Annotated in this window: 24 protein-coding genes; 15 read left to right on the top strand and 9 right to left on the bottom strand. The window is 54.0% G+C overall.

Annotation, left to right across the window (positions count from 1 at the left end; genetic code table 11):
- Window positions 1-63: 63 nt before the first annotated feature.
- The 9 genes from OGV65_RS22155 to pmrD all read left to right on the top strand — a co-directional run bounded on the left by OGV65_RS22155 (window position 64) and on the right by pmrD (window position 8,421).
- Complete coding sequence (locus OGV65_RS22155; protein ID WP_016153827.1) at window positions 64-525, top strand: GNAT family N-acetyltransferase; 462 nt, start codon at window positions 64-66, stop codon at window positions 523-525.
- 63 nt (window positions 526-588) lie between these two features.
- Complete coding sequence (elaB, locus tag OGV65_RS22150) at window positions 589-894, top strand: stress response protein ElaB (RefSeq protein ID WP_003027683.1); 306 nt, start codon at window positions 589-591, stop codon at window positions 892-894.
- Window positions 895-998: 104 nt separating this feature from the next.
- A complete protein-coding gene (menF, locus tag OGV65_RS22145) occupies window positions 999-2,297 on the top strand; it encodes an isochorismate synthase MenF (RefSeq protein WP_200080066.1) in 1,299 nt (432 codons plus the stop codon).
- 84 nt (window positions 2,298-2,381) lie between these two features.
- On the top strand, window positions 2,382-4,052 hold the full coding sequence (gene menD / locus OGV65_RS22140; RefSeq protein ID WP_279263967.1) for a 2-succinyl-5-enolpyruvyl-6-hydroxy-3-cyclohexene-1-carboxylic-acid synthase: 1,671 nt from the start codon (window positions 2,382-2,384) through the stop codon (window positions 4,050-4,052).
- The gene (menH, locus tag OGV65_RS22135) at window positions 4,049-4,807 is read left to right on the top strand and encodes a 2-succinyl-6-hydroxy-2,4-cyclohexadiene-1-carboxylate synthase (protein WP_286455425.1); all 759 of its coding nucleotides are present in this window, start codon (window positions 4,049-4,051) and stop codon (window positions 4,805-4,807) included. The genes menD and menH overlap by 4 nt, the downstream gene beginning before the upstream one ends.
- Before the next feature lie 14 nt (window positions 4,808-4,821).
- Window positions 4,822-5,679, top strand: a complete 858-nt coding sequence (gene menB / locus OGV65_RS22130) for a 1,4-dihydroxy-2-naphthoyl-CoA synthase (protein ID WP_003027671.1) — start codon at window positions 4,822-4,824, stop codon at window positions 5,677-5,679.
- Complete coding sequence (menC, locus tag OGV65_RS22125) at window positions 5,679-6,641, top strand: o-succinylbenzoate synthase (RefSeq protein WP_286455424.1); 963 nt, start codon at window positions 5,679-5,681, stop codon at window positions 6,639-6,641. The genes menB and menC overlap by 1 nt, the downstream gene beginning before the upstream one ends.
- A complete protein-coding gene (gene menE, locus OGV65_RS22120; protein ID WP_286455423.1) occupies window positions 6,638-8,062 on the top strand; it encodes an o-succinylbenzoate--CoA ligase in 1,425 nt (474 codons plus the stop codon). The genes menC and menE overlap by 4 nt, the downstream gene beginning before the upstream one ends.
- Window positions 8,063-8,157: 95 nt before the next feature.
- Window positions 8,158-8,421 carry a signal transduction protein PmrD gene (pmrD, locus tag OGV65_RS22115; protein ID WP_047416297.1) on the top strand — a complete coding sequence of 88 codons (264 nt, stop codon included), beginning with the start codon at window positions 8,158-8,160 and terminating at the stop codon, window positions 8,419-8,421.
- Window positions 8,422-8,423: 2 nt separating this feature from the next.
- On the opposite strand, the gene arnF is transcribed toward pmrD, so the two are convergent.
- The 8 genes from arnF to nudI form a co-directional block, all read right to left on the bottom strand.
- A complete protein-coding gene (gene arnF, locus OGV65_RS22110; RefSeq protein WP_016153820.1) occupies window positions 8,424-8,810 on the bottom strand; it encodes a 4-amino-4-deoxy-L-arabinose-phosphoundecaprenol flippase subunit ArnF in 387 nt (128 codons plus the stop codon).
- Window positions 8,810-9,145: a 4-amino-4-deoxy-L-arabinose-phosphoundecaprenol flippase subunit ArnE gene (gene arnE, locus OGV65_RS22105; protein WP_286455422.1), complete on the bottom strand. Its 336-nt coding sequence runs from the start codon at window positions 9,143-9,145 to the stop codon at window positions 8,810-8,812. The genes arnF and arnE overlap by 1 nt, the downstream gene beginning before the upstream one ends.
- Window positions 9,142-10,800: a lipid IV(A) 4-amino-4-deoxy-L-arabinosyltransferase gene (gene arnT, locus OGV65_RS22100; RefSeq protein WP_103766574.1), complete on the bottom strand. Its 1,659-nt coding sequence runs from the start codon at window positions 10,798-10,800 to the stop codon at window positions 9,142-9,144. The genes arnE and arnT overlap by 4 nt, the downstream gene beginning before the upstream one ends.
- Window positions 10,797-11,699, bottom strand: a complete 903-nt coding sequence (arnD, locus tag OGV65_RS22095; RefSeq protein ID WP_286455421.1) for a 4-deoxy-4-formamido-L-arabinose-phosphoundecaprenol deformylase — start codon at window positions 11,697-11,699, stop codon at window positions 10,797-10,799. Before arnD ends, arnT begins: the two co-directional genes overlap by 4 nt.
- On the bottom strand, window positions 11,696-13,678 hold the full coding sequence (gene arnA / locus OGV65_RS22090; RefSeq protein WP_286455420.1) for a bifunctional UDP-4-amino-4-deoxy-L-arabinose formyltransferase/UDP-glucuronic acid oxidase ArnA: 1,983 nt from the start codon (window positions 13,676-13,678) through the stop codon (window positions 11,696-11,698). Before arnA ends, arnD begins: the two co-directional genes overlap by 4 nt.
- Window positions 13,675-14,658 (bottom strand): undecaprenyl-phosphate 4-deoxy-4-formamido-L-arabinose transferase, encoded by a 984-nt coding sequence (gene arnC, locus OGV65_RS22085; protein ID WP_049281478.1) that lies wholly within the window; start codon window positions 14,656-14,658, stop codon window positions 13,675-13,677. Before arnC ends, arnA begins: the two co-directional genes overlap by 4 nt.
- A 2-nt stretch (window positions 14,659-14,660) precedes the next feature.
- Complete coding sequence (gene arnB, locus OGV65_RS22080; RefSeq protein ID WP_200049403.1) at window positions 14,661-15,800, bottom strand: UDP-4-amino-4-deoxy-L-arabinose aminotransferase; 1,140 nt, start codon at window positions 15,798-15,800, stop codon at window positions 14,661-14,663.
- 290 nt (window positions 15,801-16,090) lie between these two features.
- The gene (gene nudI, locus OGV65_RS22075; protein WP_200046878.1) at window positions 16,091-16,516 is read right to left on the bottom strand and encodes a nucleoside triphosphatase NudI; all 426 of its coding nucleotides are present in this window, start codon (window positions 16,514-16,516) and stop codon (window positions 16,091-16,093) included.
- Between the two features lie 317 nt (window positions 16,517-16,833).
- On the opposite strand from nudI, the gene OGV65_RS22070 reads away from it, so the two are divergent.
- From OGV65_RS22070 to yfaU, 6 genes are all read left to right on the top strand, one after another.
- On the top strand, window positions 16,834-17,376 hold the full coding sequence (locus OGV65_RS22070) for a YfaZ family outer membrane protein (protein ID WP_016153812.1): 543 nt from the start codon (window positions 16,834-16,836) through the stop codon (window positions 17,374-17,376).
- A gap of 79 nt (window positions 17,377-17,455) precedes the next feature.
- Complete coding sequence (locus OGV65_RS22065; RefSeq protein ID WP_075847736.1) at window positions 17,456-18,658, top strand: nicotinamide mononucleotide deamidase-related protein YfaY; 1,203 nt, start codon at window positions 17,456-17,458, stop codon at window positions 18,656-18,658.
- Between the two features lie 218 nt (window positions 18,659-18,876).
- Complete coding sequence (locus OGV65_RS22060; protein WP_141875450.1) at window positions 18,877-19,659, top strand: IclR family transcriptional regulator; 783 nt, start codon at window positions 18,877-18,879, stop codon at window positions 19,657-19,659.
- Between the two features lie 13 nt (window positions 19,660-19,672).
- On the top strand, window positions 19,673-20,878 hold the full coding sequence (gene rhmD, locus OGV65_RS22055) for an L-rhamnonate dehydratase (protein ID WP_016153809.1): 1,206 nt from the start codon (window positions 19,673-19,675) through the stop codon (window positions 20,876-20,878).
- Between the two features lie 56 nt (window positions 20,879-20,934).
- Window positions 20,935-22,224, top strand: a complete 1,290-nt coding sequence (locus OGV65_RS22050) for an MFS transporter (RefSeq protein ID WP_047500910.1) — start codon at window positions 20,935-20,937, stop codon at window positions 22,222-22,224.
- 25 nt (window positions 22,225-22,249) lie between these two features.
- Window positions 22,250-23,053, top strand: a complete 804-nt coding sequence (gene yfaU, locus OGV65_RS22045; protein WP_153690188.1) for a 2-keto-3-deoxy-L-rhamnonate aldolase — start codon at window positions 22,250-22,252, stop codon at window positions 23,051-23,053.
- 43 nt (window positions 23,054-23,096) lie between these two features.
- Here yfaU and OGV65_RS22040 read toward each other — a convergent pair whose 3' ends face one another.
- On the bottom strand, window positions 23,097-24,011 hold the full coding sequence (locus tag OGV65_RS22040) for an Rpn family recombination-promoting nuclease/putative transposase (RefSeq protein ID WP_286455419.1): 915 nt from the start codon (window positions 24,009-24,011) through the stop codon (window positions 23,097-23,099).
- Between the last annotated feature and the right edge of the window lie 35 nt (window positions 24,012-24,046).

The raw sequence follows: 24,046 nt of genomic DNA, 5'->3' as shown, positions 1-24,046 counted from the left end.
GCGTTACACTTTTCGCCATCAATAAGGCAGGGTGTTCAGGTTATCACAACAAAGGGGCAGACTATGATTCACTGGCAAGATCTCCACCATGCAAAGCTCAATACACAGCAGTTGTACGCCATTCTTGAGCTTCGCTGTGCGGTATTTGTTGTTGAGCAACGGTGTCCGTATCAGGATGTGGATGGTGATGACCTCAGTGGTGAAAACCGGCACATTCTGGGTTGGCATAACGATGAACTGGTGGCGTATGCGAGGATTCTGAAAAGCGATGATGAACTTGAGCCGGTCGTCATTGGGCGGGTGATCGTAAGCGAAGCGCTGCGGGGTGAAAAATTGGGGCAACAGCTAATGACTCAGACGTTGGCCTCCTGTACGCAGCATTGGCCGCACAAGGCGCTGTATCTGGGGGCGCAGGCACATTTGCAATCATTCTATGCGCGCTTTGGCTTTGTGCCGGTCACGGATATCTATGACGAAGACGGTATTCCACACGTCGGAATGGCGCGGGAAGCACATCAGGCGTAAACAGGCGCAAACACGCCTGATTGTCTATAGTTAGCGGGTACGTCAATAGAAAGGGAGAATAAAATGTCTTTTCATTCTTATGAATCACGTATCGATGACGATCTGGAATTATTGAGTGAAACGCTGGAGGAGGTGCTGCGTTCTTCCGGCGATCCAGCCGATCAAAAATACCTTGAGTTAAAAGCGCGGGCAGAGCGGGCGTTAGAAGAGGTGAGAAATCGCGTCAGCCATGCCTCTGACAGCTACTATTACCGCGCGAAGAAAGCCGTTTGCCGGGCGGATGATTATGTGCATGAAAAACCCTGGCGCGGAATCGGCGTTGGTGCCACGGTCGGTTTAGTGATGGGATTATTGTTAGCACGGCGATAAATTCCATTCCGTCAGCGCATTTGTACGTACTCCCTAACTGGGGGTACTGCTTTTTCTGCTCAGTACCCCGTATAATGTGAGGTTTTTAACAGGGAGAGGTCCGCGTGCATTCAATCACTACTGCGCTGGAAAGTCTGATGCGTCATTTGTCGCAAGAGATACCAGCAGCACCTGGAATTCGTATTTACGATATCCCTTTCCCACTGAATGATGCGTTTGACGCTTTAGGATGGCTGGCCAGTCAACCTGTCTGGCCCCAGTTTTACTGGCAACAGCGTAATGGCGATGAAGAAGCCGCCGTACTGGGCGCTGTTGCCACATTTTCCTCGCTCGAATTAGCCCAGCATTTTTTACACCAGCATGATGATAATCCTGACCTGCGTATCTGGGGCCTGAATGCCTTTGAGCCTCAGCGCGGCCATTTGTTATTGCCACGGCTGGAGTGGCGACGTTGCGCCGGGGTGGCGAGCTTACGCTTACATCTCTTTAGCGACGTGTCGCTGCGTGAAGACGCCGCGCAGGCGGTGGCGTTTATCTCATCGCTCGCTAACGTAAAGCCGCTGCCCGCATTGCGTCTGCGTTTGACGGGAGAACAGAACTGGCCGGATAAAACTGGCTGGATAGACCTGATAAAGCTCGCCACGCAAACGATCAATGGGGAACAGCTCGATAAGGTCGTGCTGGCGCGGGCGACCGATTTACAGTTTTCCCAGTCGGTTAACGCCGCGGCCGTGATGGCTTCCAGTCGTCGTCTAAACCTGAACTGCTACCATTTCTTTATGGCGTTCTCCGCAAAGTGTGCGTTTCTTGGTTCTTCCCCTGAACGTTTGTATCGGCGGCGTGACACGGCGCTGCGCACCGAGGCGCTGGCGGGAACTGTTGCCAACCACCCTGAGGATCATCGGGCCTGGCAGTTGGGGGAATGGCTAATGAAAGATGATAAAAACCAGCGCGAGAATATGCTGGTGGTCGAAGATATTTGCCAGCGTCTGCAAGGCTGTACGCAAACTCTTGATGTGCTGCCGCCGCAGGTGCTTAGACTGCGCAAAGTGCAGCACCTGCGCCGCTGTATCTGGACGGAACTGAATCAGGCTGATGATACGCTTTGTCTGATGCAGCTCCAGCCCACGGCGGCAGTCGCAGGTATTCCGCGTGAGCTGGCGCGTGAATTTATCCAACATAATGAACCGTTTGAACGCGAGTGGTATGCCGGTTCTGCGGGTTACCTTTCTCTGCGCCAAAGCGAGTTTTGCGTGTCATTACGATCGGCGAAAATTAGTGAAAACGTGGTACGCCTGTATGCCGGGGCAGGGATCGTGCGTGGTTCAGATCCTGAACAGGAATGGCAAGAAATAGACAATAAAGCGGCAGGACTGCGCACTTTATTACAGATGGAAGGGTAATGAGTTGTATATTACCGACTCATATCAAAAATCCATTTATTCGATTCTTTATACTGTGTCGCAATATTGATACCGGACAATCTCATGTCAGTAAGCGCATTTAACCGACGCTGGGCGGCGGTCATTCTGGAAGCACTCACTCGCCACGGCGTCAGGCATGTCTGCATTGCCCCTGGCTCTCGTTCTACACCGTTGACTCTGGCGGCTGCGGAAAACCCGGCTTTTATTCACCATACTCATTTTGATGAACGTGGCCTTGGGCATCTGGCCTTAGGTCTGGCAAAAGTCAGCCGGCAGCCTGTCGCTGTGATAGTGACGTCCGGTACGGCGGTGGCAAATTTGTATCCCGCGTTGATTGAAGCGGGCCTGACCGGTGAAAAGCTGATTCTACTCACGGCTGACAGACCTCCTGAGCTTATCGACTGCGGCGCTAACCAGGCGATTCGTCAGGCCGGAATGTTTGCCTCGCATCCATCGCAAACGCTCTCTTTACCGCGCCCGACCCAGAACATTCCGGCTAGTTGGCTGGTATCCACCATTGATAACGCCTTAGCTGCGCTGCATAGCGGGGCGGTTCATATCAATTGCCCATTTGCGGAACCGCTGTATGGCGACATGGACGAAACGGGGATTGACTGGCAGCAGCGCCTTGGCGACTGGTGGCAGGATGATAAACCCTGGCTGCGTGAAGCGCGTCGACTGGAAAGCGACAAACAGCGTGACTGGTTTTTCTGGCGACAAAAACGCGGCGTTGTTGTTGCAGGCCGCATGAGCGCGGAAGAGGGCAAAAAGGTTGCGCAGTGGGCGCAGATGCTAGGCTGGCCGCTGATTGGCGATGTTCTGTCACAAACCGGACAACCTTTGCCGTGCGCCGACCTGTGGCTGGGAAATGCGAAAGCGGTCACTGAATTACAGCAGGCGCAGATTGTGGTGCAGCTTGGCAGTAGCCTGACCGGAAAACGGCTCCTGCAGTGGCAGGCCAGCTGTGATCCGCAGGAATACTGGATTGTCGATAATATCGAAGGCCGCCTTGATCCAGCTCACCATCGTGGGCGCAGGCTGGTAGCGGCGGTTGGCGACTGGCTGGAGCTGCATCCGGCGGAGAAACGTCAGCCCTGGTGCGTGGAGATCCCACGCCTGGCGCAACTGGCCTGGCAGGCGGTAGAAGCCCGTCGCGACGCGTTTGGTGAAGCGCAATTAGCCCACCGTATCCGCGAATACTTGCCGGAGCAGGGGCAACTGTTCGTGGGTAACAGTCTGGTGGTGCGCCTGATTGATGCGCTGTCGCAGCTTCCGGCGGGTTACCCGGTCTATAGCAACCGTGGCGCGAGCGGCATTGACGGCCTGCTGTCAACGGCAGCAGGCGTACAGCGTGCCAGTGCGAAATCGACGCTGGCTATCGTCGGCGATTTATCTGCGCTGTATGACCTCAATGCGCTGGCGTTATTGCGCCAGGTTTCCGCGCCGTTTGTCCTGATAGTGGTCAATAATAACGGCGGGCAAATTTTTTCCCTGTTGCCGACGCCAGCAAGCGAACGCGAACGGTTCTACCTGATGCCGCAGAACGTGCATTTTGAGCATGCTGCCGCCATGTTTAACCTTAAATACCAGCGCCCGGAAAATTGGGAGCAACTGGAGAGCGCGCTGACTAACGCCTGGCGTACTCCGGCGGCAACGGTGATTGAGCTGGTAGTAAACGAAACTGATGGGGCGCAAACCCTGCAGCAACTGCTGGCGCAGGTAAGCCATCTATGATCCTGCACGCGCAGGCGAAAGTGGGCCAAACGGGATTTCCCTGGCTGGTTTTCCTGCACGGTTTTTCCGGTGATTGTCGGGAATGGCAGACGGTTGGCGAAGCGTTTAAGAATTATTCGCGGCTGTATATCGACCTGCCGGGACACGGTGGCTCCGCTGACATCAGCGTGAGCGGATTCGACGACGTAAGCGCTTTGCTGCGTAACACGTTACTTAGTTACAACATACTTAAATACTGGCTAGTAGGCTACTCTCTTGGCGGCAGAGTCGCGATGATGGCGGCTTGTCAGGAGATGCCAGGGCTGTGCGGTCTGGTGGTTGAAGGTGGACATCCAGGCTTGCAAAGTGAGGAGGCGCGCGTTCAGCGTCGCCTCTCTGATGGTCGCTGGGCTGCGCGTTTTCGCGCTGAGCCGTTGTGCGAGGTGTTTATTGACTGGTATCAACAGCCGGTTTTTCCCTCGCTGAATGCGGCGCAAAGAGAAGCGCTGGTCGCACTGCGTAGCCAGAATAACGGGCATACGCTGGCAGCGATGCTGGAGGCCACCTCGCTAGCCGTACAACCTGATTTACGTGCGCAACTCACTACGCGCACATTTCCGTTTTATTATTTATGTGGTGAACGTGACGATAAATTCCGTGCTCTGGCGGCGGAAATATCCGTACCAAGCCATGTGATTCGTAATGCCGGACACAACGCGCATCGGGACAATCCCGCTGGCGTGGTGGACTGTCTGGCTCAGATTCTGCATCGCTGACTATAGGACATTTTATGATCTATCCTGATGAAACAATGCTTTACGCACCGGTAGAATGGCACGATTGCTCTGAAGGCTACACCGACATTCTCTACGAGAAATCCACCGACGGTATCGCAAAAATCACCATTAATCGTCCGCAGGTACGCAATGCCTTCCGTCCGGTCACCGTGAAAGAGATGATCCAGGCGCTGGCGGATGCTCGCTATGATGACAACATTGGCGTGATTATTCTGACCGGTGCTGGCGACAAAGCATTCTGCGCGGGTGGCGATCAGAAAGTGCGCGGTGACTACGGCGGATACCAGGATGATTCCGGTGTGCATCACCTGAACGTACTGGACTTCCAGCGCCAGATTCGTACCTGTCCGAAGCCGGTAGTGGCGATGGTTGCAGGCTTTTCCATCGGCGGCGGCCATGTGCTGCACATGATGTGTGACCTGACCATTGCGGCTGAAAACGCCATCTTCGGCCAGACCGGTCCGAAAGTTGGTTCCTTCGATGGCGGTTGGGGTGCCTCTTACATGGCGCGTATTGTCGGTCAGAAAAAAGCGCGTGAAATCTGGTTCCTGTGCCGTCAGTACGATGCGAAGCAAGCGCTGGATATGGGCCTGGTAAACACCGTGGTTCCGCTGGCCGATCTGGAAAAAGAGACCGTACGCTGGTGTCGTGAAATGCTGCAAAACAGCCCGATGGCGTTGCGCTGCCTGAAAGCTGCACTGAACGCCGACTGCGATGGTCAGGCTGGTCTGCAAGAGCTGGCGGGTAACGCCACCATGCTGTTCTACATGACGGAAGAAGGTCAGGAAGGCCGTAACGCCTTTAACCAGAAACGTCAGCCGGATTTCAGCAAATTTAAACGGAATCCGTAATGCGTAGCGCGCAGGTATACCGCTGGCAGATCCCCATGGACGCGGGGGTGATTCTGCGCGACAGGCGGTTAAAAACGCGTGACGGGCTGTACGTTCGCCTTTGTGACGGCGAGCGCGAAGGGTGGGGAGAGATCTCCCCGCTGCCGGGCTTCAGTCAGGAGAGCTGGGAAGAGGCGCAAACCGAGCTGCTGTCCTGGGTCAACGGCTGGCTACAGGGGGATTCTTCCTTACCGCAGCTGCCTTCGGTCGCCTTTGGCGCAAGCTGTGCGCTGGCCGAACTGGCTGGCGTATTGCCAGAAGACGCAGACTACCGTGCAGCACCGCTGTGTACGGGCGATCCTGATGATCTGGTACTGCAACTGGCGGACATGCCGGGTGAAAAAGTAGCGAAGATCAAGGTCGGACTGTATGAAGCGGTTCGTGACGGTATGGTCGCCAACCTGCTGCTTGAGGCTATCCCGGAGCTGCATTTACGGCTTGACGCTAACCGAGCCTGGACGCCGTTGAAAGCCCAGCAGTTCGCGAAGTACGTTAATCCAGAGTACCGCGGGCGCATCGCTTTTCTCGAAGAACCATGCAAAACCCGCGATGACTCTCGTGCTTTTGCGCGTGAAACCGGCATTGCCATTTCCTGGGATGAAAGCCTGCGTGAAGCGGATTTCCTCTTCGAAGCCGAAGAGGGCGTCAAGGCAGTGGTTATCAAACCTACGCTGACGGGTAGTCTCGATAAAGTGCGCGAACAGGTGGCAGCGGCGCATGCGCTTGGTCTCACCGCTGTTATTAGTTCGTCGATCGAGTCGAGCCTGGGCTTAACCCAACTGGCGCGAATTGCCGCCTGGCTGACGCCGCAGACCATTCCGGGGCTGGATACCCTGAGCCTGATGCAGTGCCAGCAGGTACGCACCTGGCCGGGTAGCGCATTGCCGTGTATCGATGTTGATGCGCTGGAACGCCTGCTATGACCCAGCGGGAAATGCCCGATAGCGTAAGCATATCGGGCCTGGTACAACCCGATGACTGGCCGTGGCGTCACTGGCGACAGGTTCGTGCAGAGGTGCCTGCTCTACGCCTCAACGATGAAGTATTAAGCTGGAGCGAGCTCTGCACGCGCGTTGACCATCTGGCCAGCGGTTTTGCCGCTCAGGGCGTGGAAGAGGGCGATGGCGTCCTGCTTCGCGCCTGGAATCATCCACGTGCTTTGCTGGCCTGGCTGGCATTGCTGCAATGTGGGGCGCGGGTTTTACCTGTGAACCCACAGCTGCCTCAATCGCTGCTTGACGCGCTGGTCCCGGGCTTAACGCTGCGTTTTGCGCTGGATCTTGAGGCAGCTAATGTTCTCGCGGGACTCCATCCGTTGCAGATGCAGGCAGTACCAGGCAAGCATGCCGCCGCGTGGTTACCCCAGCGTTTGAGCACGATGACGTTAACCTCAGGTTCTACCGGATTGCCAAAGGCGGCGGTGCATACCTGTCAGGCTCATCTGGCAAGCGCGCAGGGCGTGCTGTCATTAATGCCGTTTGACGCTGAAGATGATTGGCTGCTCTCGCTGCCGCTGTTTCATGTTTCCGGCCAGGGTATTTTGTGGCGTTGGTTGTTTGCCGGGGCACGAATGACCGTGCGCGACAAGCAACCATTGGAACAAATGCTGGCTGGATGCACTCATGCTTCGCTGGTGCCCACGCAGCTGTGGCGCCTGCTGGTCAACAAAACGGCGGTAACGCTCAAAGCAGTGCTCCTGGGTGGCGCGGCAATTCCTGTTGAATTGACGGAACAGGCGCGCGAGCAAAGGATTCGCTGCTGGTGCGGTTACGGTTTAACGGAGTTTGCTTCTACGGTCTGTGCGAAAGAAGCGGATGGCCTGGCAGATGTGGGGTCGCCCCTGGCAGGCAGAGAAGTCAGAATCGTTGATGGTGAAGTCTGGCTGCGTGCCGCCAGCATGGCGCAAGGTTACTGGCGTAACGGGCAACTGATTCCTTTAGTAAACGCGGAAGGCTGGTTTGCCACCCGCGATCGCGGGGTGTTGAAGGACGGCAAGTTAACCATTGTCGGTCGGATGGACAATCTGTTCTTTAGCGGCGGGGAAGGCATACAGCCGGAAGAGGTGGAACGCGTGATTGCTGCGCATCCGCATGTTCTGCAAGCCTTCATTGTGCCGATAGAAGACAAAGAGTTTGGTCATCGCCCGGTGGCGGTCGTTGAGTATGACACCAATGCGGGTGACACCAATCTGGCAGAGTGGGTGAAAGATAAGCTGGCCCGCTTTCAGCAACCGGTATGCTGGCTGACATTGCCACCCGAACTAAAATCCGGAGGGATTAAAATCTCTCGTCGTGCGCTGTCAGATTGGGTAAGTGCTTCATTCTTAAAATTAAGCAAACAGTAATTACATTTCTCACTTTCGCTATTGAGTCGCTATTGTCATTTTGTTTATCTGCTAATGTGTAACCTGTTGTGAAATTTTTTAACAAAAGGTGCGCTATGGAATGGCATGTGAAGAAGTCTTGCTGTCACAAAAAAGCAGGCAGGCTCTATATCGTACTTTGTGATGGCGGCGGTTCGCTAAAGATGCTGGCTGAGGCGCACTCTTCCGAGTGGGTTAAGCCCGGAGACCTCCTTTCACCGCTGAAAGATGCACTGTATTGCATTAATCGCGATACCTCACGGTTAATCAAAATAATTGATGCCAGACAGTACACGTGCGAGGAATGGGAACGCCTGTTACGACTGTCTGAAGATAAATAATCTCAGGGTTGGCGCTGGTGTGAAGGTAAAAAAATCGTCAGTAGCCCTGCCATGATGCACAGCACTCCGGCGAGCGCTTTCGCTGAAAATATTCCCTGCCAGCCGGGCAGGATCATTGATGCAACCCACACCAGTACATAGCTCAGGCTGAGCAGGGCATACGCTTTGCTCAGTGCGAGCTGGTGCAGCGCTTTATGCCAGCAAATCACCGACAGTAAATACCCTGCCAGTCCGGCATACAAAGCAAATGCGCCGACGCTAAGAGAGAATACGGCGGAAATGAATTGCTGCGGCTGCAGCATTGGCGGCAGATTATCCATCGCAAAGCCAAGACTCAACTGGGCGGCTGAAGTGATAATAACGCTGCATAATCCCCAAAAGATGCCCATTACACCGCGCTCCCAAGAATAAAGATGCCGGTGATGATTAACCCCACTCCCAGCCAGTGGCGCGGGGTGACGGGTTCGCGCCAGATTTTCCAGGCAGCCAGAGTCACCCATACAAAATTAAGACTCAGCATGGGGTAGGCGATGCCGACCGGAATGTTCTGCAGCACCGCCAGCCATAGCAGCATGGCCAGACCGAGACTTGCCAGAGCAAGCCCAATCCATAGCGTAATGTGGCGCTTTCGCGCTTGAACGGGAACGGGTCGCGACGCCTGCTTCTGGCATAACTGACCGCAGACGCTGAGCAGGCTGGCGAGAACTAAGGCTATCCAGATCATTTCGGCCGATACTGAATCAGGACCAGGCGCCCCTGATTATCGATATAGTCAGCGGGAGGGATAGCAAGTCGATTAATATCTTCATCCTTATCAATTGTGAGCACGAGCGTAATGTTTCCTTGCTGACGATGTTGCGCTAACCACTCGGCAAAGTTCCCCCGACCGACAAAACGCCCCTGGGCATCCGGGTAGTTAAGGCCATATTTTAACTCGCCCGTTTGTCCGTACATTATGATGTCGTCACGCTTCAGGCTCCAGGCCAGCCCCGCGGCGACGCCAACGCTGTCGGTGAGAATATAACGGCTCGACTCCAGCGACTCTTTGGTCATCTCGACAAAAAATTGTGGCTGTTTAGATTCCATCACCCGGTCAGGAATGGAGAAGCCAAACAACAGTGCCAGGCCTAATGGACACAACGCTGCGAACGTCCAGTTCTTCTCGCGGTTATTTAGCGTATACCAGCCAAAGAGCGTCCAGATGATAAAAATGCCCCACGCACAAAATACCTTATAGGTTTCGATATGCGACCAGACCGGCGTCTTTAATGGACCCAGTGTAGAAACAATAAACGTGGCGACAATGCCGGTTACACCGAACAGAACGTTGATCCAGCCATTCACGCGCAGCGCGGTTGCACCTTTTTGCGCGGCCTGCTGGCCGAAACGCGCCGTCAATATTGCCAGCGGTGCGAAGCAGGAAAGAATATAGGTCGGCAGTTTTCCTTTCGCGATGCTGAAAAACAGGATTGGCATGATAATCCAGCTTAACAGGTACAGTGCGCTGCGCGGAACATCCCGTTCACGCCAGCCCGTACGCAGCGCACCGGGGAGCAGCCCGAGCCACGGTAATGCGCCAGCTACCAATACCGGAATGTAGTACCAGACGGGGGCCTTATGTTGGGCATCCTCCTGCGCGAAGCGTTGAATATGTTCGACCCAGAAGAAGTAATGCCAGAAATCCGGCTCACGCCGGGCAATCGCTATTCCCCAAGGCAGCACAGTCACGATGCAACCGACTACTGCCAGCAGACCGTAGATAATGAGATCTTTCCAGCGCTTTTGTACGAAAACCCACGGCAGTACGCTGAGCACAGGAACGGCGAGTGCCAGGAAACCCTTGGTCATCACGCCCATGCCGCAGGTTAACCCTAACAGCAGAAAGGCGGTAATTTTGCGCGTTCTGCTGGTGGCTTGCATCCCCTCCCAAAAGCAGCACATGCCCGCCATTAGCCAGAGCGCAATAATGGGATCAAGTACCGCGTAGGTGCCGATGCTGTAAACCGAAAAAAACGTTAAAAAGATAACCGAAGAGAGTACGGCGGTGCGCTTATCCCGCCACAACCGCATGGCAAGCCAGGCTACCATTAGCGCCGTCAGCAAAGTGGCAAAGATGGCTCCTGCTCTGACGCCGAAATTATTGGCGCCAAACAGCCATTGCCCGATGCTGTTTAACCAGTATCCGGCAATCGGTTTTTCAAAATACCGCAGCCCTAAAAAGTGCGGAACGATCCCGTCGCCAGAGGTCAGCATTTCCCGACTGATTTCGGCATAGCGCGTTTCATCAGGCTGCCACAGCAGGCGACTGTTGATGGGGAGAATAAAATACAGCGCAATAAAAGCGATAAATGCCAGGGTGTAGCGGACAGTAGATTTCATCTTGTCATACTCACCGGTTGTTGGCGGCCGACCCATCCCTCTCTGCCGGGTATTTTGCCACGCACGATCTGCCCTGTTGGCAGCGAACTGACATCGTCCGGTAACAGGTCGCCGAGCGGGCAAAATGTTATCCCCATGTCTGCGGCGCGAGTAAGCAGCTCGTCAAAATTCTGCTGAAAGGCGATGCCTTCAACTTCCGCATGAATGGTATACACCGGTGTTCCTCTGCTCATCTGGATGTGGGAGAGAATGTAAGCGTTGAAGTCCACCGCCTGGACTTCCTGACCAACCACTTCATCCCAGGTGGGTAGCGTGACGGGAATTTGCGGCGTACCTGTTTTCCCGGATGTCAGCACCGGACGGAATAACGACGTTCCCCGACAGTCGCTGTTATAACGCAGATGGAACGTTTCTTTGGCGTGGACGACGCGATCGTCGGCACGCCATCCGGCAACGGCAGAACAAGTGACGGGTTGTCCGATAAGAGTTTCAAGGGCCGTGATGCCTCGTGAAATATCATCAATCAGCTGTTTATCATTCCAGTTTCCGCTTCGCGCCTGCCAGGCATGGTGATCCCAGGCATGCAAACCAGTTTCATGAATCAGGGCGGTTTGCGCAATGATCGCCGCGTTGGCCAGGCCGATCTCTTTTCCCGGCCAGGCGGTTCCCGCCAGCAATATATCCCATCCGTAAAGTGATGCGGCGTTTGAGCGCAGCATCTTCCACAGAAATTGTGGTTTCACAAGACGCCAGAGATGGCGTCCCATGTTGTCCGGTCCAACGCTAAAGAAAAAACTTGCCCGCACGTTATGTCGGTTCAATGACTCCAGCAGGCGGGGTACGCCTTCGCGCGTCCCCCTGAAAGTATCGACATCTATGCGCAAGCCGACTTGGGTCATGATGTGTGTTCCGTGATATTCACACTGCGTAAGAAGAAGTCCAGCGTCTCTTCTACCGTTTCCTGCATCTCAATGGTGGGTTCCCAGTTCAGGCAGCGTTTCGCATTGCGGATGTTGGGCTTACGATGTTCAACGTCTTGATAACCTTTACCATAGTAGCTGCTGCTTTCGACGTCGCGGAAACCGGCAAACGGCGGGAAGTGGTTACGCAATGGATGTTTTTCAAAGCAGGTAAGCAGCATTTCTGCCAGTTCCTGAATACTCGCTTCGTTCTGCGGATTACCGATGTTGATAATCTCACCGTCGCAGCGTCCGCCTTCGTTTTCAATGATGCGGTACAGGGCTTCGATACCATCCCGAATGTCGGTAAAGCAGCGTTTTTGCTTGCCGCCTTCAATCAGCTTAATCGGTGAACCTTCCACCAGATTGAGGATCAGTTGGGTAATGGCGCGTGAGCTGCCGATACGCGCGGCGTTAAGGCTGTCCAGACGCGGTCCCATCCAGTTAAATGGCCGGAACAGGGTGAAACGCAATCCCTCTTTTTCGCCGTATGCCCAGATTACGCGGTCCAACAACTGCTTGGAAACGGAGTAGATCCAGCGTGGTTTATTCACCGGACCGACGATCAGATTCGAGCTGTCCTCATCGAAGACTTTGTCGGTACACATGCCGTAGACTTCAGACGTTGACGGGAAAATGATGCGCTTACGGTATTTCACGCAGTAGCGAATGATTTTCAGGTTCTCTTCAAAATCGAGCTCAAATACGCGCAGCGGGTTGCGGGTATATTCGATTGGCGTTGCGATCGCCACCAGCGGCAGCACGATGTCGCATTTTTTAACATGGTATTCAATCCATTCGGAGTGAATGCTGATGTCGCCTTCGACGAAGTGGAATCGCGGATGCTGCAGAAAACGCCCAATGGCGTCACTGCCAATATCGAGACCATACACTTCGTAATGATCTTCTTGCAGCAGGCGTTCGGTCAGATGGTTACCAATGAAGCCATTAACGCCGAGGATCAGCACGCGTGTACGACGTTTAGTGGTGGCAACCGACTGGCTGTTCAGGCGAGAACCTGGTACCAGGCCCAGAACCTGCGCCAGTTGCGACCCTTGCATTGCAATACCATCGCCAGCTTGTCCGGTAATAATTTCCAGGGCGCCATCGCCACAAGCGATCAGCAAAGGAGAAACGGAGATGACGGTACCCGGTTGGGCCGCTGAGTTATTTACGCAAACGCGCGATGACCAGACGGTGAACTTTTGTGTACCGACATAGCTATATGCGCCCGGCCACGGATCGCTGACGGCGCGGACCTGGTTATGCAACTCCGCGGCAGGTGTGTTCCAGTCGAGGAAGCTATCTTCCGGTGTACGGCGACCAAAACAGGTAGCATCTGCTTCCTGTTGGGGGCGTTCTGCATAATCCCCGGTTTTAATCGCGGGCAGTGCCTGTTCCAGCAGGTGACGCGCAGCCTGGCACAATTTATGGTGCAGCGTTAACGCCACGTCATCTGGCGAAATAGCGACGCGCTGCTGGGCAATAATGGCGCCAGCATCCGCGCGTTTGACCATGCGGTGAAGCGTGACGCCGGTTTCGGTTTCGCCATTGACCAATACCCAGTTCAGCGGCGCGCGACCACGGTATTTCGGCAGCAACGAACCATGCAGATTAAAAGCCCCGGCAGGCGCAAGACTGAGGATCTCATCACTCAGTAAATGACGATAGTAGAACGAGAAGATAACATCCGGCGCCAGTTGGCTAATGCGTTCAATCCACAAGGGATGATTGACCTCGTCCGGGGCGTAAACCGGAATTCCGGCGCTGGCGGCAAGGCGGGAAACCGATCCAAAAAATGCTTTTTCGCCCGGATTATCAGTGTGCGTAAAAATGGCAGCGATTTCATAACCGGCATCCAACAAAGCCTGGACACCCTGACATCCCATATCGTGATAGGCAAATACGATGGCTTTCATGCGCGGTTTTCCTCGGTTGGCTGCGTGGTTTGTGGGCGGATAACGTGTTGAACAAAATAGCGGGGGCGGGCGCGGACATCGTTATAGATGCGACCGATATATTCGCCGAGTAAACCCATGCCAATAAACTGTGCGCCGATAAAGGTAAACAGGACGGCAAACAGCATGAATACCCCTTCCGCGGCCCACTGTGGACCGAGCGTCAGACGCAGAACCACAAGCAGGATAGACAAGGTAAAGCCAGTGGCGGCGATTACGCTGCCCAACAGGCTCAACATACGAAGTGGCGTTGTGGTCAGACAGGTCACCAGGTCATACATCAGGTTGATCAGACGCATAAAGCTGTATTTGGAGTCACCAAATTCTCGCTCTGCATGGTGTACCGGGATTTCCGTAGCGCGCCGGGCAAAAATGTTGGCCAGAATCGGGATAAAGGTACTGCGCTCCTGGCAATGCAGCATGGCATCGACGATGTGGCGGCGATAAGCGCGTAACATGCAACCGTAGTCGCCCATCGCTTTACCGGTGGTGCGCTGAATCAGATGGTTAATCATTCGTGAGGCGGTCTTACGAAATACGCTGTCCTGACGGTTCTGACGTACCGTGCCGACCACATCGAAGCCTTCATCTGCGGTGGCGACCAGCCGTGGGATCTCCTCCGGCGGGTTTTGCAAATCGGCATCCAGTGTGATGATCACGTCGCCGGTGACATGACTGAAACCGGCCATAATCGCCGAGTGTTGCCCGTAATTGCGATTCAATAAAATAGAAACAATGTGGCTGTTCGGTGCCTGGGAAGCGTCCATCATCAGCTGTGCGGAATGGTCGCTGCTGCCGTCATCAATTAGCAAAATTTCATAGTCTTTGCCCAATTTTTCGCAGGCAGCGCTGGTACGTCTGATTAACTCCGGTAAGCTTTCCTGCTCATTAAAAACGGGAATGACCACCGAGACTTTTTTGATCGGTGCTGCTTCAAACATGGTTATTGTCCTGCAATCTCGTGAAGTGCCGTAATTACCCGCTGGGTGTCATCGGCGGTCATATCGGGGAATAACGGCAGTGAGCAAATGCGCGCGCTATTCCATTCTGTATTGGGGAGCGAAAGGGTAGTGAAGCGTTCGCGGTAATATTTTTGCGTATGGGCCGCACGAAAATGCAGACCGGTGCCGATATTTTTGGCCTTTAACGCCTCCATTAAGGCATCTCTGCTCAGACCGCAGCGGGCTTCGTCAACGCGGATGATGAACAGGTGCCAGGCGTGAACGTGCGCCCACTGGGGGAGACTCAGTGGTTGAAATGGCGTATCGGCCAGCGCCTGTTGATACTCGCGGGCAATTTGCGCCCGGCGTGAGTTCAGGTGTTCCAGTTTATTTAGCTGTACCAACGCAATGGCGGCATTGATATCCGTGAGGTTGTACTTGTACCCTGGCGCAAGCACTTCGGCCTGCGGCGCCCGGCCATAGGTTTGTCGATCAAAGGCATCAACGCCCAGACCGTGAAACTTCAGGCTGCGAAGCCGTTGGGCAAGCTGGCTGTCGTCGGTAACGATCAACCCGCCTTCGGCGCAGGTAATATTTTTGATGGCGTGAAACGAGAATATTGCCGTGCCGCGCGCGCCGACATGACGACCTTTATACAACGTCCCTACGGCGTGGGCCGCATCTTCTATAATCGGAATGCCATAGCGTTCGCCAATGGCATAAATCGCGTCCAGGTCGGCGGGGGCGCCTGCGTAATGTACCGGAATAATGGCTTTGGTTCGCGGGGTGATGGCGGCCTCAATTTGCTCCGGTGTGACCATGAGCGTATCGCGGTCGACGTCGATCATGACTGGCGTCGCACCCAACAGGACAATCATGTTGAGAGTAGAAACCCACGTCATTGACGGTGTAATGACCTCATCGCCTGCACCGATGTCCAGCGCCATCAGCGTGATGTGCATTCCTGCCGTAGCGGAGCAGACGGCGACGGCGTGTTGATTTCCCGTGAGCTGGCAGAAGGCTTCTTCCAGCTGTTGATTTTTCGGGCCGGTGGTTATCCATCCAGAGTCCAGAACCGTCTTCACAGCAGCAAGTTCTTCAGCCCCCATTGCCGGGCGAGAGAAAGGCAAAAAGTCAGACATCATTATTCCTTCAAGCCATTTAACGCCACCGACGTTTTATTTTTAGTGATAAACAGGGGCGTCGTTAATTATTTCATCAGGCTTCAAAGGGTAATGACGGAAGGTTAATTTATCCTTAAGAGTTTAAGGTTTGGGAAAGAGAGAGGAATAGCGTATTTTTTATTTATCTTAATGAAAAAAGATCATGTAGTTTCTTGAGTAGTTTGGGCGACATTGCTGTTATCTGCAGACTGATGAGCGCAATGTCGCTATTAAGAATGCTAATTATATGCCGTTATTAAAATGATGATTTACAGTAACCCTTTCAAGGTTAACGTTTTACGCGTGGCGATATTTAAATCGTAAGAGCCGAGATCTTCCGCTTTAACCCAGGTGAATGCCTGGAATTCTTCGTTAATCTTCACTTCACGATTAGCCGCCACACAATCGAAGATGAGATAAATCATATAAATCTCTTCCTGACTGCCATCGGCGTACGTTTTGGTGCGAACATCGTCACTGAAGGTCCATGGCGTAATATCTGATAACACCAGTTGTTCGCCCAGCTCTTCTCTTACTTCACGGCGCAAAGCTTCTTCAATACGTTCACCCGGTTCAACGCCGCCGCCAGAAAGCGCCCACTGACCGGGGAACACACCGCGGTCGTCAGCCATTTTGCACAGTAAATAACAGCCATCGTTTTGAATTAATGGGCAAACAATTGTTCTTTGGCGCATAAGTCGAATCCTTGTAGGGGAGGTATAGAAAATTCCATCGTGCACGCATCTTACCTTTTGCTGGCGGTAGAAAAAACGCTTCATCGACGAATAACGCCGCTTTGCCAGGGAAAACAGGATGTTTGTAGAAAATGGCATTCTGCTGCCATCAGTGGCGTAATTGCTACAAGAATTTAACCTTATCTAAATCTTGTGAGTAGTATTTGCTTACAATATGTTATTGCATCGCTTTTTTAGTGCATTGATTCCTCGTGATCTAACAGTACAATTCACCGGTTTTGGGGCTATGTTTTGATTCTTGCTGGAAAGGATAGAAAATGAAAAAAAGTTTAATGTTGGGTTTTGCCGGAATGCTGTTTGTTTCCGCGTCGGCGAGCGCGATTAGCATCAGCGGCCAGGCTGGCGAAGACTACACCAACCTGGGGTTCGGTATGGGTACTGAGACCACCGGTTTGGCCGTCAGCGGTAACTGGATGCATAACGATGACGACGGCGATGCGGCCGGTCTGGGTCTGGGTCTGAATATTCCTCTCGGTCCGCTGCTGGCAACGGTCGGTGGGAAAGGCATTTATACTAACCCGAATGATGGTGACGAGGGTTACGCGGCGGCGGTCGGTGGCGGTTTGCAGTGGCCGATTGGCGACAGCCTCCGCCTGTTTGGCGAGTATTATTACTCTCCCGATTCTCTTTCCAGCGGTATCGACAGCTATGAAGAAGCGAATGCAGGTGCGCGTCTGACCATTATGCGTCCGCTGAGCATTGAAGCCGGTTATCGCTACCTGAACCTGGCAGGCAAAGACGGTAACCGCGATAACGCGATTGCTGACGGCCCGTACGTTGGGGTTAACGCGAGTTTCTGATTTTTCCGGCGCGGCGTTCAGTCGCGCCTTCCCCCCTCCATGCGTTATAGTGTTTTCATCATAAAAGCAGGAGAACACGATGTTAAACGTGGAGATGCTATCCACCGGGGATGAAGTGTTGCACGGACAAATCGTCGACACGAATGCCGCCTGGCTGGCCGATTTTTTCTTTAATCAGGGGTTACCACTAACCCGTCGCAACACGGTAGGTGACAATCTTGATGATTTGGTCGCCGTTTTGCGTGAGCGTAGCGAACATGCCGATGTACTGATCGTTAACGGCGGTCTGGGACCAACCAGCGATGATTTGAGCGCGCTGGCGGCGGCAACGGCAAAAGGTGAAGGGCTGGTGCTGCATGAAGCATGGCTCGCCGAGATGACGCGTTATTTCCGCGATCGTGGACGCGTGATGGCACCGAGTAACCGCAAACAGGCTGAGCTACCTGCCAGCGCGGAATTCATCAATAATCCCGTAGGAACCGCGTGTGGGTTTGCCCTGAAGCTTAACCGCTGCCTGATGTTCTTTACCCCAGGAGTGCCATCAGAATTTAAAGTCATGGTTGAGCATGAGATCCTGCCGCGTTTGCGTGAGCGTTTTTCGCTGTCTCAACCCCCGCTATGCCTGCGATTAACCACCTTTGGTCGTTCTGAAAGCGAGCTGGCGCAGAGCCTGGATCCGCTGCAATTGCCTCCGGGAGTGACAATGGGCTACCGCTCGTCAATGCCGATTATCGAACTAAAGCTGACCGGGCCGGATTCCCAACGGGAAGCGATGCTGGCGCTGTGGCCAGAAGTTAAGCGGGTTGCCGGGCAGAATATGATTTTCGAAGGTACGGAAGGTTTACCCGCGCAAATCGCCCGTACGTTGCAGGAACGGCAATACAGCCTGACGCTAAGCGAACAATTCACCGGTGGTCTGGTGGCGCTGCAGCTTTCGCGCGCGAATGCTCCGCTGTTGGCGAGCGAAGTGGTTCCGCCCCAGGAAGAAACGCTGGCGCAAACGGCACACTGGATAACCGAACGACGCGGCAACCATTATGCCGGGCTGGCGCTGGCGGTATCGGCTTTCGAAAACGAACATATTAACTTTGCGCTGGCAACGCCTGATGGAACGCATGCCTTACGCGTACGGCTGAACGCTAATCGTTATAGTTTGTCGGTGCGTCAGGAAGTGTGCGCAATGATGGCGCTCAATATGCTGCGCCGTTGGCTCAACGGGCAGGATATTGCCACCGAACACGGTTGGATAGAAGTGGTTGAATCCCTGACGCTGCCTTCCTGACTTGCACTGTCTCACGCGCTTGTTATGGGAAGGCATTCTGGCCTTCCCGTTATCAGTCCAACCTGTTGTACACTCTGTAAAAAAATCCGTGCGTTAGTTCACAATTGTGCTCGTTTTTTCTCCAGCCAGCTGGAAGAACGAGAGGATTTGATGCGCTTCACAATTTTAACCCCCTTAACCTACCACACTGATTCCAGTATCTCAGACTGGAGTCCAGTATGTTGGAATCAAGCAAAGTTCCCGCGCTCACCAGGGCGATCGAAATACTCAATCTCATTGCGCGTATCGGCCCATGTAGCGCCGCCACCATCATAGAGACGCTGGGTATTCCAAAAAGCACCGCGTACCTGTTACTTAACGAACTGAAGCGTCAGCGCTTTATCAGCATGGATCATCAGGAAAATTACTGCCTGTGGACCAAGCTGGTTGAGTTGTCCGGGCATGCGCTGAGCAAGATGGATTTACGTGAACTGGCGCGTCCGCGGCTGACACAACTGATGGATGAGACAGGGTTACTTTGCCATCTCGGGATCATCGACCACGAAAGCGCGTATTACATTCTGAAAGTGGAATCGTCATCCACTATCAGCGTGCGCTCCCACGAAGGGAAAAGTCTTTCGCTCTATCGCTCGGGTATCGGCAAATGCCTGCTGGCCTGGCAACCGGCAGCCGCACGAAAAGCCATTATTGAACAGCTGATATGGGAACAGGCAACGCCGACCACTATCACCAGGCCACAGCAGTTGAATGACGAGCTGGAGCGTATTCGACAGCGTGGATGGAGCTTTGATAATGGCGAAGATTATCCCGATGTTCGCTGCGTCGCAGCGCCTGTTTTTAACGCTAACAATGAACTGACCGCCGCGATTTCAGTGGTCGGCACTCGTCTGCAAATTAACGAAGAGAACCGTGATTATCTGGCCGGTAAAGCGATTGCCTGCGCCAGGGATATTTCACGCCTGTTGGGATGGAAAAGTCCCTTCGACTCACTCGCTTCATAAAAAGGAGAACACCATGACCCTACCTAAAATTAAACACGTTCGTGCCTGGTTTACCGGTGGTGCTACGGCGGATAAAGGCGCTGGCGGCGGCGATTATCACGATCAGGGCGCTAACCACTGGATTGACGATCATATCGCCACGCCAATGAGCAAATATCGTGAATATGAGCAATCGCGCCAGTCCTTTGGCATCAACGTATTAGGGACACTGATTGTTGAAGTGGAAGCTGAAAACGGACAGACCGGTTTTGCTGTTTCCACGGCAGGGGAGATGGGGTGCTTTATTGTGGAAAAGCATCTCAATCGTTTTATTGAAGGGAAATGCGTCAGCGATATCAAACTCATTCACGACCAGATGCTGGGCGCAACGATGTACTACTCCGGCTCCGGCGGTCTGGTGATGAACACCATCTCGTGCGTGGATCTGGCGCTGTGGGATCTGTTTGGCAAGGTGGTGGGTTTACCGGTCTACAAACTGTTGGGTGGCGCGGTACGCGACGAAATTCAATTCTACGCGACCGGTGCGCGCCCTGATCTGGCGAAAGAGATGGGCTTTATTGGCGGCAAAATGCCGACCCACTGGGGGCCGCACGATGGGGATGCGGGGATCCGCAAAGATGCGGCAATGGTAGCCGACATGCGTGAGAAATGCGGTCCGGATTTCTGGTTGATGCTCGACTGCTGGATGAGTCAGGACGTGAACTATGCCACCAAACTGGCCCATGCCTGCGCACCGTCTAATCTGAAGTGGATCGAAGAGTGTCTGCCGCCGCAGCAGTATGAAGGCTATCGCGAGCTGAAACGTAACGCCCCGGCGGGGATGATGGTCACCAGCGGTGAACACCACGGGACGCTGCAATCCTTCCGCACGCTCTCAGAAACCGGCATCGATATCATGCAGCCTGATGTGGGCTGGTGCGGTGGGTTAACCACGCTGGTGGAAATTGCCGCTATTGCTAAATCGCGCGGACAGCTGGTAGTGCCGCATGGTTCCTCGGTTTATTCGCACCATGCGGTGATCACGTTCACCAATACCCCGTTCAGCGAGTTTTTGATGACCAGCCCGGATTGTTCAACGATGCGTCCACAGTTTGATCCGATCCTTCTGGACGAACCGGTACCCGTCAATGGCCGCATTCATAAGTCGGTGCTCGACAAACCAGGATTTGGCGTCGAGCTTAACCGCGACTGCAATCTGAAGCGCCCTTATAGCCACTAATGACCAGTGCGTTGCCAATGCCACGGCAACGCCCTCATTTCTTTGAGGATCTTGCTATGAGTACCACGTTACTTGATGGTGTGGTGAAGAAAAACCGCGCCCGTTTGATTCCCTTTATGCTGGCGCTGTATGTGCTGGCGTTTCTTGACCGCTCGAACATCGGTTTTGCCAAAGAGACCTATCAGATTGATACCGGTCTGAGCAACGAAGCTTATGCGTTGGGCGCGGGGATTTTCTTTGTGGTTTACGCCTTTCTGGGGGTTCCTGCCAACCTGTTGATGCGTAAATTTGGTGCCAGAACCTGGATTGGTACCACCACGTTGCTGTGGGGATTCCTCTCTGCGGCGATGGCATGGGCGGATACTGAATCGAAATTTCTGATTATCCGTACTCTGCTGGGGGCGGCAGAGGCGGGCTTCTTCCCCGGTATGATCTACCTGACGTCCCAGTGGTTCCCCCAGCGTAACCGCGCCAGCATCATGGGGCTGTTCTACATGGGGGCGCCGCTGGCGTTAACCCTGGGATCGCCGCTTTCCGGTGCGCTGTTGGAGATGCACGGGTTTATGGGGCATCCGGGATGGTTCTGGATGTTCGTTATCGAAGGTTTACTGGCGGTAGGCGCGGGTGTTTTCACCTTCTTCTGGCTGGATGATACCCCGCAGCAGGCGCGTTTCCTGAGCGCGGAGGAAAAGGCGATGCTCATTAGCCAGTTGACAAGTGAAGAGGAAAAAAAGGTCACTTCACGCCTGTCGGATGCGCTGCGTAATGGCCGTGTCTGGCAACTGGCGATTATCTATCTGACGATCCAGGTGGCGGTGTATGGCCTGATCTTCTTCCTGCCAACCCAGGTTGCTGCGTTGTTAGGGACAAAAGTGGGCTTTACGGCTTCGGTCGTGGCGGCAATACCGTGGGTGGCGGCGCTGTTTGGTACCTGGCTTATTCCCCGCTACTCCGATCGCACCGGCGACCGGCGTAATGTTGCCGCGCTGACGCTGCTGGCGGCAGGAATCGGCATTGGCCTTTCCGGGCTGGTTTCACCGGTACTGGCGATTGTGGCGCTCTGCGTCGCGGCGGTCGGTTTCATTGCGGTACAGCCGGTGTTCTGGACGATGCCAACGCAACTTCTTTCCGGGACTGCTCTGGCGGCGGGGATCGGCTTCGTCAACCTGTTTGGTGCCGTCGGCGGCTTTATTGCTCCCATTCTGCGCGTCAAAGCCGAAACGGTGTTTGCCAGCGATGCGGCGGGTCTGCTGGTCCTCGCGGGCGTCGCGATTATTGGCTCGCTAATCATCTTTACGCTGAGTGTGAACCGTTCAGTTTCACAAGCAGGCGCTGCGCATCATTAATCTTATCTACGTTGTAAGGATCGTTATGAACGCATTGTTATCAAATCCCTTCAAAGAAGGATTACGCAAAGGGGAAGTCCAGGTCGGCCTGTGGCTCAGTTCGACCACCTCTTACATGGCGGAGATTGCCGCGACGTCGGGCTATGACTGGCTGCTGATTGATGGAGAACACGCGCCGAACACGGTGCAGGATCTTTACCATCAGTTGCAGGCGATTGCGCCTTATGCCAGCCAGCCTGTGGTTCGACCGGTGGAAGGCAGTAAAGCGTTGATCAAGCAGGTGCTGGATATCGGCGCGCAGACGCTGCTTGTCCCGATGGTCGACAGCGCAGAGCAGGCGCTTCAGGTGGTTTCCGCGACTCGTTATCCACCGCTCGGCGAGCGTGGTGTCGGCGCCAGCGTGGCACGGGCGGCGCGCTGGGGACGTATCGACAATTATATGGCCCAGGCTAATGAATCACTCTGCCTGCTGGTACAGGTCGAAAGCAAAGCGGCACTGGATAATCTGGATGCCATTCTGGACGTTGACGGTATTGACGGTGTCTTTATTGGCCCGGCGGATCTTTCTGCGTCGTTGGGCTATCCGGATAATGCCGGACACCCGGAGGTGCAGCGGATCATTGAGCAAAGCATTCGCCGTATTCGCGCAGCCGGAAAAGCAGCCGGTTTCCTCGCTGTTGACCCAGCAATGGCGCAGAAATGTCTGCAATGGGGAGCAAATTTTGTCGCGGTAGGCGTGGATACCATGCTTTATACCGAAGCGCTGGATCGCAGGCTGGCAATGTTTAAGCCAGACCAGAGTAAGCAAACGTTGAAAAGTAGTTATTAATATCGGGCCCGGTGGTGTAGCGCCATCGGGCCTGAAATAGCTCCTAATGGTGATGTTCTGTCACGTCGTCAGCAGAAAATCCGGTAATGGTCAGGACTGTCTCATGATCGATGCCTCGCTCCAGCATCATGCGGGCAATACGTAATGCTTCTTCTCGTGTTCCTTTTAGCCAGCCTTCCTGCAATCCATTGTGATGGCCTTCCTGGCGTAGTTTCTCTGCGATCGTCATCAATTTCTCCTTGTTATGGGGTGAGCGCCCGGCAATTTCACGGATAAATTCGCTGACATGAGAAGCCTCACCGCGCTGTAGCATATAATTAAACAGCGTTTGCAACTGGCTGTCATTAACGGTACGAGTAACTAAAAGCGCGACCAGCCTGTCCACCAGTCCCATCAAATCGCGATCGCGGATATGTTTTTGCATCAGTTCAAGTAGAGCGATACGCCGATGCTGCATAATCTCGTCGTCAGATACCACAGTGATGTCCACTAGCGGAAATGCTTCTGAGTAAAGCTGGCGCGCCAGTTGTGGGTAATCAAATTCGTCCAGCCAGTTGAGCGACCACGGATACGGGCTCTGTTGCCCGTGATAAAAAAGCATGGGGATAACCAGAGGTAGCGTTCTGTATCCGGCATCCAGGTGATATTGCATGGCGGCAGTGGCATAACGCATCAGGCGAAATGCCATGTGTTGTACCGCTGTACTCTGATGTTCGATAACGCAGTAGATGTAGCCTTCACCTTCGCGGGTTTTTAACGACCACAATACGTCGGAATAGTAAGCACGGAGATCCTTTTCGATAAAACTGGTAGGCTCCAGCTTCAGCGTTTGCAGGTCACATATCTCGCGTAATGCGACGGGAAGGTGAATTTCAAGAAAATCGCGAGCCATCTCAGGATAAGAAATTATCTTTTTAAAAACCGCATCATGCGGTGTTGATGTTGCTGATTTACCCATGGTAGTCCGTCACCAGAGGAAGAAGATGGCGTGAC

The organism is Citrobacter sp. Cb004, from assembly GCF_030337065.1.
Taxonomy (GTDB): domain Bacteria; phylum Pseudomonadota; class Gammaproteobacteria; order Enterobacterales; family Enterobacteriaceae; genus Citrobacter; species Citrobacter braakii.
The sequence above is the reverse complement of the archived record's forward strand: the minus strand, read 5'-3'. Positions and strand labels throughout refer to the sequence as shown.